Annotated in this window: 18 protein-coding genes and 2 pseudogenes; 15 read left to right on the forward strand and 5 right to left on the reverse strand. The window is 63.2% G+C overall.

Going from position 1 to position 10,525, the window contains the following annotated elements; genetic code table 11:
• A pseudogene (locus JKF87_RS18630) lies at positions 1-860 on the forward strand (major capsid protein).
• 57 nt (positions 861-917) lie between these two features.
• Positions 918-1,274, forward strand: a complete 357-nt coding sequence (locus JKF87_RS18635) for a hypothetical protein (protein WP_370874363.1) — start codon at positions 918-920, stop codon at positions 1,272-1,274.
• Here the strand turns inward: JKF87_RS18635 and JKF87_RS05625 are convergent.
• Positions 1,271-1,846: a sigma-70 family RNA polymerase sigma factor gene (locus tag JKF87_RS05625; RefSeq protein WP_201098117.1), complete on the reverse strand. Its 576-nt coding sequence runs from the start codon at positions 1,844-1,846 to the stop codon at positions 1,271-1,273. The genes JKF87_RS18635 and JKF87_RS05625 overlap by 4 nt on opposite strands.
• Before the next feature lie 214 nt (positions 1,847-2,060).
• On the opposite strand from JKF87_RS05625, the gene JKF87_RS05630 reads away from it, so the two are divergent.
• From JKF87_RS05630 to JKF87_RS05645, 4 genes are read left to right on the forward strand one after another with little or no spacing between them, the layout of a single operon-like run.
• Positions 2,061-2,486 carry a DnaT-like ssDNA-binding protein gene (locus JKF87_RS05630; protein WP_201098119.1) on the forward strand — a complete coding sequence of 142 codons (426 nt, stop codon included), beginning with the start codon at positions 2,061-2,063 and terminating at the stop codon, positions 2,484-2,486.
• Positions 2,479-2,748, forward strand: a complete 270-nt coding sequence (locus JKF87_RS05635) for a hypothetical protein (RefSeq protein ID WP_201098121.1) — start codon at positions 2,479-2,481, stop codon at positions 2,746-2,748. Before JKF87_RS05630 ends, JKF87_RS05635 begins: the two co-directional genes overlap by 8 nt.
• Positions 2,749-2,753: 5 nt before the next feature.
• A complete protein-coding gene (locus JKF87_RS05640; protein WP_201098122.1) occupies positions 2,754-3,779 on the forward strand; it encodes a structural protein in 1,026 nt (341 codons plus the stop codon).
• Positions 3,776-4,150: a hypothetical protein gene (locus JKF87_RS05645; protein WP_201098124.1), complete on the forward strand. Its 375-nt coding sequence runs from the start codon at positions 3,776-3,778 to the stop codon at positions 4,148-4,150. Before JKF87_RS05640 ends, JKF87_RS05645 begins: the two co-directional genes overlap by 4 nt.
• Here the strand turns inward: JKF87_RS05645 and JKF87_RS05650 are convergent.
• On the reverse strand, positions 4,147-4,332 hold the full coding sequence (locus JKF87_RS05650; protein ID WP_201098126.1) for a hypothetical protein: 186 nt from the start codon (positions 4,330-4,332) through the stop codon (positions 4,147-4,149). The two genes, JKF87_RS05645 and JKF87_RS05650, sit on opposite strands and share 4 nt — an antisense overlap.
• A 21-nt stretch (positions 4,333-4,353) precedes the next feature.
• On the opposite strand from JKF87_RS05650, the gene JKF87_RS05655 reads away from it, so the two are divergent.
• The 6 genes from JKF87_RS05655 to JKF87_RS05680 all read left to right on the forward strand — a co-directional run bounded on the left by JKF87_RS05655 (position 4,354) and on the right by JKF87_RS05680 (position 7,048).
• Entirely contained in the window at positions 4,354-4,752 is a 399-nt protein-coding gene (locus JKF87_RS05655) for a hypothetical protein (RefSeq protein WP_201098128.1), read from the forward strand.
• Positions 4,753-4,995: 243 nt separating this feature from the next.
• Positions 4,996-5,427 carry a tail completion protein gp17 gene (gp17, locus tag JKF87_RS05660; protein ID WP_201098130.1) on the forward strand — a complete coding sequence of 144 codons (432 nt, stop codon included), beginning with the start codon at positions 4,996-4,998 and terminating at the stop codon, positions 5,425-5,427.
• 2 nt (positions 5,428-5,429) lie between these two features.
• Positions 5,430-5,861 (forward strand): phage tail tube protein, encoded by a 432-nt coding sequence (locus JKF87_RS05665; protein WP_201098132.1) that lies wholly within the window; start codon positions 5,430-5,432, stop codon positions 5,859-5,861.
• Positions 5,858-6,244, forward strand: a complete 387-nt coding sequence (locus tag JKF87_RS05670; protein WP_201098134.1) for a hypothetical protein — start codon at positions 5,858-5,860, stop codon at positions 6,242-6,244. Before JKF87_RS05665 ends, JKF87_RS05670 begins: the two co-directional genes overlap by 4 nt.
• A complete protein-coding gene (locus tag JKF87_RS05675; RefSeq protein ID WP_201098136.1) occupies positions 6,223-6,525 on the forward strand; it encodes a hypothetical protein in 303 nt (100 codons plus the stop codon). Before JKF87_RS05670 ends, JKF87_RS05675 begins: the two co-directional genes overlap by 22 nt.
• 25 nt (positions 6,526-6,550) lie before the next feature.
• On the forward strand, positions 6,551-7,048 hold the full coding sequence (locus JKF87_RS05680; RefSeq protein ID WP_201098140.1) for a hypothetical protein: 498 nt from the start codon (positions 6,551-6,553) through the stop codon (positions 7,046-7,048).
• 150 nt (positions 7,049-7,198) lie between these two features.
• On the opposite strand, the gene JKF87_RS05685 is transcribed toward JKF87_RS05680, so the two are convergent.
• Positions 7,199-7,597 carry an Arc family DNA-binding protein gene (locus tag JKF87_RS05685; RefSeq protein ID WP_201098142.1) on the reverse strand — a complete coding sequence of 133 codons (399 nt, stop codon included), beginning with the start codon at positions 7,595-7,597 and terminating at the stop codon, positions 7,199-7,201.
• A gap of 31 nt (positions 7,598-7,628) precedes the next feature.
• Between JKF87_RS05685 and JKF87_RS18640 the strand changes: the two genes are divergently transcribed.
• The 3 genes from JKF87_RS18640 to JKF87_RS05700 all read left to right on the forward strand — a co-directional run bounded on the left by JKF87_RS18640 (position 7,629) and on the right by JKF87_RS05700 (position 9,165).
• On the forward strand, positions 7,629-7,796 hold the full coding sequence (locus JKF87_RS18640; protein WP_370874364.1) for an Arc family DNA-binding protein: 168 nt from the start codon (positions 7,629-7,631) through the stop codon (positions 7,794-7,796).
• Between the two features lie 78 nt (positions 7,797-7,874).
• Positions 7,875-8,642, forward strand: coding sequence for an antA/AntB antirepressor family protein (locus JKF87_RS05695; RefSeq protein ID WP_201098146.1), 768 nt, complete (start codon positions 7,875-7,877; stop codon positions 8,640-8,642).
• Positions 8,643-8,796: 154 nt separating this feature from the next.
• Complete coding sequence (locus JKF87_RS05700; RefSeq protein ID WP_201098147.1) at positions 8,797-9,165, forward strand: hypothetical protein; 369 nt, start codon at positions 8,797-8,799, stop codon at positions 9,163-9,165.
• A gap of 180 nt (positions 9,166-9,345) precedes the next feature.
• Here JKF87_RS05700 and istB read toward each other — a convergent pair whose 3' ends face one another.
• Both istB and JKF87_RS05710 read right to left on the reverse strand, forming a co-directional pair.
• Positions 9,346-10,074: an IS21-like element helper ATPase IstB gene (gene istB, locus JKF87_RS05705; RefSeq protein ID WP_128115569.1), complete on the reverse strand. Its 729-nt coding sequence runs from the start codon at positions 10,072-10,074 to the stop codon at positions 9,346-9,348.
• Positions 10,061-10,525: pseudogene (locus JKF87_RS05710) on the reverse strand (IS21 family transposase); the annotation flags it as partial. The pseudogene JKF87_RS05710 and the gene istB, both read right to left, overlap by 14 nt.

Consider the following 10,525-nt stretch of genomic DNA (forward strand, 5'->3'; position numbering starts at 1 on the left):
ATGCGCGACGACGGCGGCGAGGTGTTCATGGCCGACCTGATGCCGCTGGCCAAGGCGGTGAACATCGGCAAGCTGGTTCACATGACCCGCGTGGCCTCGGACTCCAACAACCCGGTCATCCGGTCGCTGTCGGGTCAGGTGCCGGTGCCGATGGACAAGGTCGTCTACGACTACCGCGGCGTCCCCGTTCCGATCTTCGCCGACGCCTATGGGCGCGAATGGCGCGAATGGAACACCCTGCAGTCGGAGAACTTCGACGCACTTGCCGACGATCAGGAAGCCTCGCTGGACAAGCTCCGTCGCAACATGGCCGACTACGTCCTCGACGGTGACGCCAACATCACCTTCCAGGGCTACGGCGCCCGGGGCATCCGCACCTCCACCTACTCCAAGGTCATCAACCTGGGCTCGGCCGGCGGCGGCGCCAACATCGACCTGACCTCGCCGTCCACCACCACGGACGCGATCATCTCGTTCTTCAACAACACGTTCGGCGCCATGCTGGACGCGAACCTGATCAGCGAGCGGGTCAACGTCTACGTCTCGCCGGAGATCGCCCGCAACCTCGACCGGGACCTGTCCACGTCGAGCGGCTTCAAGGGCGGCTCTCTGTGGGAGCACCTGGAGAAGAACCGCCGCATCAACAAGATCGCGGTGACCTTCAAGCTGACGGGAAACGCCTTCTTCGGCTTCGTGCCCCGTGCGCAGGCGATCTGGGCATGGCCGTCAACACCACGGCGATGGCCCGTCCGAATCCGACCGATAACTACCAATTCCTCAATATGGGGGCGATGGGTCTGGAAATCGGCGCGGACTACAACGGCAAGGCCGGCGTCTTCTACACGACCGACCTCGACTAACCCGGCTGGGCCTCGGCTTCGGTCGGGGCCCTTCCTATCAAACGGAAGGAGCGCACCATGCGCGTCAAAATCACCAAGCCCGGGATCTACACCTCCGAGGGCAAGGAAATCGAGGTCGGCACCGAACTCGACGTCAAGAACGAGCCGACCGTCTGGGCCGGCCGCTACGAAGTCCTGTCGGGCGACGGCAAGGGCAAGACCGCCGTCACCAACCCCAAGGACGGGGCCCTACCCGGCGACGAAGCGCCGGCCGGCCCCTTCACCGTCACCGACGGCGGAAACGGCTGGTGGAGCATTCTCGACGCCAAGGGCGAGAAGGTCGGCAAGGGCCTGCGTGAAGACGACGCCAAGGCGTTCTCCGAACTGAGCCCCTCGGATCAGGCGGAGTTTGCGGCGGAACACGCCAAGAGTTAGGCCAGTCGTTTCCAGCGGCGGCGGGCGACAATGTCTCTCGCCGTCTGTCTGGAGACGCCAAACGCCTCGCCTAACTCTACCGCTGAATATCGGGAGCCTAAACGACGCATCAGGCGAACGTCTGCCTCAGTTAGTTTCGCGTTGGGAGCAGCCTCGCCCCAAACGATCGTTCCATGGACCTCCTGATCGCCAACGTTTTCGAGCGGCGTCGCCCATCGCAGATGCAGGGGATTGACGCAGGCTTCATGCCCTTTGCCGCAGGAATGAGCTGCTTCGTGGTCGAGGGATGGGGGCGGCCCGTTCGCCAAGATACACATCGCGCGACTGGCAGTCGTTGACCTGATGCAGCCATATCCGTTGTTCAGCCGAGCGAACGGCCAGATCAAGCAATCACCGCCTTGGTGCGCGACGTGCTCTTCAAGCCAGTCGCGTGCGGGAGACGGCACGGTTTCAACAACTGCTGCGTCGCCATGCCGGAGCAAGCGCTTGTGATGCTTCTCGCAAAGGCCTTTGGCGCTTCGCACGGCATCGCATCCCTCGACCGAGCACGTCTCGGCCATGAGGTGGCGCATCTCGCCTCCGCCAGTCGGGTCTCCATACTTTCGACGGCGGAGGTAGTGGGGATTGCATAGCCCACCGGCCAGATGCGGCTTGCCGCAATCGGGGACTGAACATAGACGGACGATAGCCATTTCGACCTCTCAACAGGTTGGCTTGGTTAGGACCCGTCGAGAGGTAGGATGCTCGGCGGGTCCGGCATTTTACCCCATCTGACGGGGTTATCCAATGAGCGCACGCGGTTCGGATGAAGGGCTGGCAGCATGGATGGATGCTCGCGGCTACAGCACGTCGCTTGGCGACCTCACACCGGCTCAACTTCGCCAGCGCGCAACCGACTACATTGATGGGCTGTACGGCACGAGGATCGTTGGCGATCAAACGTCTGAGCCTCTTCGCACGGCGCTAGAGTACGCCACCTACGCTGCCGCTCTGCACGAGAGCGCCAATCCTGGCAGCCTCGCCGTTGGCGTCACCGCCGCCGGCGCCCTGAAGCGCAAGAAGATCGACACCATCGAGAAGGAATACTTCGAGGGCAGCGGCAACGCCGTCACCGACAACACCCTGCGGCTGAGCGCCGTCGAAGGCCTGCTCGCCCCGTTCCTCATTCCCGATAACTCGGCCCCATACCTCGGCCTATGGGCGGTTGGCTGAGATGCTGACCTGTGCGACTGTCCCGGCCGTGGCGAAAGAACCTGAACAAGAGCGCGAGACCGCGCACCGGATGCCCGGCCGCATGGCGACCGCGACCATCATCGAGGTCGTGACCACGGCCGACCTGATGCAGCAGGCGATCTACGAGGGCCATCCGCAGGAGCGGGTTGAGCATCTTCGCGAGGTCGCTCGCTCGCAGTTCGAAGCCTATCTCGATCTCATGGCCGAAGCGGCCGTGCGCGTCCGAGCGCTTAACCCCTAACCATCATGGCCAGGCACCCGGCTCAACAGCGGCTCTTCCGAGAGCTGGCGGCGAAGTATGGCCTGGAGGTCGCCCAGGCCTTCATGGCGGCGGTGAAAGACCTGACCCGCGAGGTGGATTTCCAGAAGCTGCTGCTGGCCCTGGAGCGCCGCGATCTCGACGCCGCTATGCAGGCCCTGCACATCGACCGCGCCGCGTTCCAGCCCCTGGAAGCCAAGCTGGTCGAGGCCTTCACCGCTGGGGGCCAAGGCGCTGTCGCATCCATGCCGGCGGCCGTGTCGATCGGCTTCCGCTTCGACCCCGGCAACCAGCGCGCCGCCGCGATCATCCGCGAGATGGCTGGCACCCTTATTACGCGCCTGACGCAGGGCGAGATCGACCAGGCCCGTGCATTCCTCGCCGACGGCATGGCGCGCGGCGCCGGTCCCCGGTCTGTGGCGCTGGATTTGGTCGGGCGGATTTCGAGAGCGACGGGTGAGCGCACTGGAGGCCTGATCGGTCTGTCCGGCCCCTATCGTGACTACGTCGCCACCGCCCGGGCCGAACTGGCGTCGGGTGATCCCGCGCTGATGAGAAACTACCTTACGCGCAGCCGTCGTGACCGCACTTATGACGCTCGTGTTCGAGCGGCGATAATATCCCGCAAGCCCGTCCCCGCTGAGACCGCCCTCACCATGACGACGCGCTATGCGGCGCGCCTGACCCAGCTTCGGGGCGAGGTTATCGCCAGGACGGAAGGCATCCCCGCCATTCGGGCCGCCAAGCACGAGGCGTATCAGCAGTTGGTCGATGACGGCCGGATTGATGCCATGGACATCGTGCGCGGCTGGTCCACGAGCCAGGACGGGCGTCAGCGCGACACCCACGACGCAATGAACGGGCAAGAGGTGCGCGGGCTGGACATGCCGTTCACCAGCCCGAGCGGCGCGCAGTTCCGTTGGCCTGGAGATACTTCGTTCGGAGCGCCGGCCGCCGAAGTGATCGCGTGCCGGTGCGATGAATATCTGACCATCAGGAAGTGGCCCCTATGAGCATCCTCGACGGTGTTGCTGCTGAAGCGCTGGAAGACTTCGGCGACGACTTCGAAGACGGCATGCTGACGATTCCGGGCGGTCGGGTCTCCGACAATCAAGGGGGCTGGATCAACACGAACACGGCCTATCACCCCTGCAAGGTGCTGCTGACCGACTACAGCGACTATCGCCGGCAAGCCCTCGGCATCCCCGCCACTGACCGCCAGGTGCTGGTCCTGGGCGCATCCCTGCCCTCGGGCATCATCCCAGCCGCTGGGCACAAGATCACGGCACCTGACCCAGCCAAGGGCCTGCTGTCGACGACCTTCAATGTGATCGCCAAGACTGGCGACCCGGCGGCGGCCCTCTACAAGCTCCAGGCGCGCTAAGCGTCCTCAGCTCGCACGGGCGCGGCGGGCGTGCCCTTCGGAAGCGCGCCGATCACCGCCGCCACATCGGGCCAGTCAAACTGCTCCGCATCGGCAGCACTGGACGACCAGGCTCTCGCCTCCGTCAGATATTGGCGCGGCTCGGTCGTGGTCACGACGATCAGTTTCGATGGCTGGGTCATCAGCCTTCATAGGAGGCCGCCATGGCGAAAGTCACGCTCGACCTCGGCGCCATCGACGCCATGTCGGATCGCGCCGCTGAAGGCGGACTGAGACAGGCCCTCGGCGAATACGAGCGCATCCTTAAGACCGATGTGCTGAACCGCGCCGGGACCGGGAAGCAATACGGCAAGCACCAGGCCTCAGCGCCCGGCGAGCCCCCTGCCCGCGACCTCGGCAACCTGGTCGCCAACACCAACGCCGACCCGAATATCCGCGAGGATGGCAACGATGTCGTCGGCCAGGTCGTCGCCAACTCTGAATACGCCCGCCCGCTGCACGAAGGCACCGAGCGTATCGCGGCCCGCCCCTTCATGGATCTGCCCGCCAAAGAGAACCAGCGCGAGCTGACCGAGGCCTTCATCGCCGGAGCGAAATCCTAGCGCTGTTCGCAGGCGGCTCCGCCAAGGCGCTCAGGGCTACTGAAACGTAGTCCATCCAGACCTTGGGCGCTGGCTTCCCTTCACGGACAGCCTGCCGCTCCTGCGCGGTCCTGGGCTCACGTCGCGCATCTGGGTTGAGGCCGTCTTTGACAGCCAAGTTCCGGGCATATTGCTCAACAGCCTTCATGCTTCCCTCCAAGTCAGCACTGCCGCGACGCTTACCTTGAGTTGCGTGAGGAAATCATGAACTCCACCAAGGCCATCTTTCAGCGGCTCGTCGGCACCGGCGGCGTGATCCACGACGTGGCGGAGGTCGACGGCACGCCCGCCATCTTCAGCGACCGCGCGCCCGACGACTTCATCTTCGGAGAGAAGGCCGCCGTGGTGATTGCCGCGCCATCTGCCGACCGGGACGCCAGCACCTTCACCGAGACGATCCGCGAGATCACTCAGGACGTTCGCATCTACGCCAAGGACACTGGCTCAACCGCTGAGATCGACGCACTGGGCCGCCTGATCCGAGACCTTTTCCACCTCCAGCCGTCTGACCTCACTGTCGACGGCGGGAAATGCACCATCGCGACCGCTACGGGGCCGGTCGCGGCGCCAACGACCGATCCATCCCTGGTTGGTCGGCGCGTCACGCTCCGCCTCGAACTCCAAAAGGACAACTGACCATGGCCACTCTGGTTCAAGGGTTCATCAAGCTGCTTGTCGGCAGCGGTACGACCACGATCACTTACAAGAACGTCCCCGGCGTCACGAACCTGAACGGCGGCGGCGCGTCGGAAAACCGGATCGACGCGACCGACTTCGACACCGCGCCCGGCACCCGCGAGTACATCAACGGCCCGCGCGAGCCGTCGCCGTTCACGGCTGACCTGCACTATCAGCAAGGCGATACCGAGCAGGAAGCCCTGTTCGCGGCCCACGCCAACAATGCCGAACTGCCCTTCAAGGTCGCCTTCGGCACCGGTGCCGAAGCCAAGCAGATCACCTTCAAGGCGGTTCCCAACCTGACCCTGAGCGCCCAGGTCGATGGCAAGACCATGTACTCGCTGTCGTTGTCGCCGGTCGCCATGCCGGCGCGCGAGACCTTGGCCGCATGACCGAGGTTTCCGACGACCGCCTCGGGATCGTTCGCCTGCACCTGCCAGATGGTAGGTCCATCCCACTCCAGCTCACTTACGCCGCTCTTGACGCCCACGGCTATGAGTGGGTGATGGATCGCTTCAAGGATCTCCAGAAGGGCCGCTCCGGTTCTAGCAAAGCAGCAGGCGATCTGATCGAACTGCTGAGCAACGGCGCGGTCTCTTCGTCCGAGGTGCTTTCCGCTCCTGCTGCTTCCTATCCGCTCAACGCCACGCTTAAGGCGCTGTGGAGAGCTTGGGAAATCGGACAATATGGTCCTGATGGGAGGTCCGCCGAAGAAGGCCCGGCAAACCCTCGGAAGAGCCGTCGTCCGACCCTGTGGGCGAGGCTCTTTCCGTAGCTCGAGACTGCAATATTTCGGAATGCGAGTTCTGGAAGCTAACGCCATACGACCTGATTTCACGGGTCAAATCTCACCGCAGGAATGCTGCGATTGGCTACCTCTACACCGGGTGGTTTGCCGAGCGCTTCGCCCGTGAAGAGAGGCTTCAGGGACCACAGACTTACATCGACCAATTCTTCCGGGAACAGTCGCCGGCCGAAGTCGATGCGCCAGATCCGGTCATGTTCCACCGTATGGCGCAGGATTGGGGCTTGGAGATCGAGCCCTATTCCGAATAGCCTCCCCCTAACTATGGAGGGGTGAATGGGCTGGAAGATCGGGACTATCGCAGCATTAGCTTTGGCAACGTGGGCGGGATCGGCGGGGGCGCAGGAGCTTTGGCGAGGCGCTAGGGGCGGCATGACCGTTGATGAGGTCATTAAAACGATCCCAGGTGCTGCACTGTCTGATGACCGGACGATCTCTGAAGGGCGAGTTCGCGGAGCGATTGTCGAAGGCATTACCTTACAGAGCAAGTCTTGGAGCGCAGGCTTCTATTTCAGGGATGGCCGCCTCGACATCGTCATCCTCGAACCGGACAGCACTGTCAGCAAATATGCTTTCCGGCCGATGTTCCGGCCGGTCGCTAACGACCTGAGAGAAGTCTACGGCGAGCCCTTCTCATGCGATGCATCGCAGTTCGGCGAGCATTGCGAATGGCGCTGGCCAGACCGATCCATAATGCTTAGCTACTCTGACATTTACGGCGATATGAGTCTGGAAATCTATTACGAGCGGCGATCTTCATCGCCGCAGCTCTGAGCGCCGAGACTATTGTCAACACGCCGCTCGATCCCTTTGGCGCGTGAAGGGTGCTCCAGGCTACTACCGCCGCTCTGGCGGGGTTCGGGAGGAGGTTCGCTAAGGCGGATGCGCTCTTAGTCGGTCAAGCCCGCCCAGACAGCCGGCGGCTCAGTGTTCGACGGGAACGCGGCGCACGGTGAAGCCGGGAACGAGCCCGTCTTCCAGGTCCTTTTCGGTGATTTTCCCCGAAGCAAGGTCGCGATCCAAGAGTGCCTGGGTAAGTCGCGCGAACTCTCCAGGTGCCAATCTCTCCGCCATTTCAAACAGCTTCTCGAACTCTAGGTCCACTGGCTCTGGGAACTTCTCAGTTAGCGCCGCCACGATCTCAGCGTTCATTGATCGCCCGTTTACCTCAGCCGCAGTCTTGATCCGCTCACGCATCCCCTCAGGCAAACGGAGTGGAAACTGATCTGAGGCACGACCGGTTTTGATATCTGACATGGCGACTCCCCAATGATGAAAATCACTGTGATTTTTTCGGTTGACGGTCAATAAAATCACCGTCATATAAATGACCGTGATTTACATCGAGGACCGCATGACGAAAGACCCCCAACCACCTGTTACCAGCGTCCGGCTCCCTGCTGAACTGCGCAAGGAGCTGAGAGTAAGAGCTGCTGAAAACGATCGAACCCTGACGAGCGAAATTGTTCGCCGACTTGAAGAGTCAGTGGGGAAATCGGCCGCTGGTGGGGACCGGGCGTAGGAAACCGCCCCACCAGCTAAACCGAACACCGCTCCTGCAAGAGCGGCCTTCAAACACCCGATAGAAGGAAGCTATCGAATGAACGCGAATGATAACTCATTCCCCGTGGTTGTCACAGGGACCATCGGCGAGGCTACGGTTCAAACCGTCAAGGCTCGCGACCTCCACGCCTTTCTGACGATTGGGAAGGACTTCTCGACTTGGATCAAAGATCGCATCGGTCAATACGACTTCGTCGACGGCGTGGACTATGTGACCTATCAAGATTTGCGGTCCCCAAAATCGGGGAGCACAAAATCTAGGCCTGTCGTTGCCACTGAGTACGCCGTCACCATCGACATGGCCAAAGAGCTGGCAATGGTCGAGCGCAACGACCAGGGCAAACGCGCCCGCCAGTATTTCATCGAGTGCGAGCGCAAGGCGAAGCAGGTCGATCCTGTCGTCGCCTTGAACGACCCGACTGCCCTTCGCGGCCTACTGCTGCAAAACGTCGAGAAGGTGATCGCACTGGAAGCCAGGGTCGAGGCCGACAAGCCGAAAACCGGATTCTACGATCAGTTCGTCAACGCGGATGGTCTTTACGGCCTGCAGAATGCTGGGCGTGCCTTGGGTTGCCATCCCAACAAGTTCGTTTCTTGGCTGAAGCAGGACTACGTTTTCCACCAAGGAACGGCTGTAGTCCCCCGCGTCCGCTTTATCCAAATGGGAGTCTTCGAGGTCAAATCGACCATTGTGGACGACAAGGCGCGGCCAAAGACCTTCATCACCGCAAAAGGCCTGACCTACTTCGCCTCGCGAGTGCCGGACCGCATCAAGTTTGCCTCCGGTGAAGGGGAGGCAGCGTAATGGACCGCTCCAACCTCGCGCGTCGCAACCCAACTTGGGTGCCCGCTCCCTACCCGCTTGGCGATCTCGCCCGCTTCTTCAACGGTCGCGGCGCCGCTCCGGTCATCGCCCGCCCTGCCCCGGTTCGTCCGGCCCCTTCTCGGGAGTTGGTCGAATGCTGAGCCGTCGTCATCTGTTCGGAGCTTCGGCTGCTGCCGTCGCTGTTGTCGCCCTGCCCGTCGCCGTCGAGGCTGCTGCACATCCCGACGCCAAACTGATCGACCTCGGAAGACAGTGGGCAGCCGCTATGACCATCAAGAACGCGGCTTCGGGTTTCGGTCCTGATCTTGCGGCTGCTTACAGCCGAGTGGGAGAGATCGAGGAACAAATAGTCGCCACGCCGTGCTCCACGATGGAGGGATTGAAGGTCAAGGCCCGCGTCGCCAAGGAAGTGCTCTATCCGACCACTTCGGTAGATAACGACTGGCGCGATACTGTCGGGTTGTCGGTTGTGGATGCAATCCTGAACGGAGGGCTGAACTGATGGTCGCCCCTACCAAGTGTCAATCGGCGTCTAAAAGGGACCCCCTATCGGCGTGCAATAGGGACCCCCTTTTGGGGTTCGTGATGGACGTCACGAGCGCACCGCTTGCGAGGGTTGGGGCGTAGGGAGGGCGTAGCCCGACCGGAGGCTCAACCCTCGCTTGGCGTTCTTTTGGTGGGGTCAGCTGCGGTGCTTGAAGCGCCAGCTGTCGTTGCCGGTCTCGACGATGTCGCAGTGGTGGGTGATGCGGTCGAGCAGGGCCGTCGTCATCTTGGGATCGCCGAACACGGTCGGCCATTCGCCGAAGGCGAGGTTGGTCGTGACGATCACCGAGGTCCGTTCGTAGAGCTTGCTGATCAGGTGGAACAGCAACTGGCCGCCGGAGCGTGCGAACGGCAGGTAGCCGAGCTCGTCGAGGACCACGACGTCGAGGCGGCAGAGGTGAGCAGCCAGCGCACCGGCCTTGCCCAGGCGGGTCTCCTCCTCGAGGCGGTTCACCAGGTCGACGGTGTTGAAGTAGCGGCCACGCGCCCCGGCGCGCACGACGTTGGTGATGATGGCGGTGGCCAGGTGGGTCTTGCCCGTGCCTGTCCCGCCGACCAGCACGATGTTGCGCCGGTTCGCCAGGAAGGCGCCGCTGTGCAGCGAGCGCACCAGCCCCTCGTTGATCGGCGTGTCGTCGAACACGAAGGCGTCCAGGTCCTTCACGGCCGGCAGCTTGGCTGCCGCCATCCGGTACCGGATGGAAGCCGCATGCCGGTGGGTCGTCTCGGCGCGGAGCAGGTCGGCGAGGATCTCCATGGTCGTGCGCTTGCGCTGCAGGCCGGTGGTGACCGCCTCGTCGAAGGCGCCGGCCATGCCCTTGAGGCCCAGGCCGGTCAGGGCCGCCATCATCTCATGCCGCTGCATGCAGGCCTCGCAGACTGTCGTAGCGGTCGCAGTCCGCCTGAGGCGGATGCCGCAGGGCAAGGTCATCCGACGTGACGATGCTCAGCGGCCGGGGCGGTTCGCGTCGGCGCGCCAGGATGTTGAGGATGACGTCGTCGCTCACGGTCCCGGCAGCGAGCGCCTCGCGCGCGGCGGCCTCGACCGGCTCCAGGCCGTCTTCCAGCACAGCCGCCAGAACCCGCACGAACCGGCGATCGGCTTCGTCACCCGCACCCAGCTTGCGCCTCAGGCGCGCCAGGGCGGGCGGTAGCTCCCAGTCCTGGAACGGCGCGCCATTGCGCAGGGCGCCGGGCTTGGTCGCCAGCACCGGCAGGTAATGCCATGGGTCATACAGGGTGCGGTCTCGACCGAAGAACCGGCGATGGTCGGCGACGACCTCACCCTCGCAACGCACGACGATCCGGTCGGCATA

Source organism: Brevundimonas nasdae (genome assembly GCF_016654005.1).
Taxonomy (GTDB): Bacteria; Pseudomonadota; Alphaproteobacteria; order Caulobacterales; family Caulobacteraceae; genus Brevundimonas; species Brevundimonas nasdae.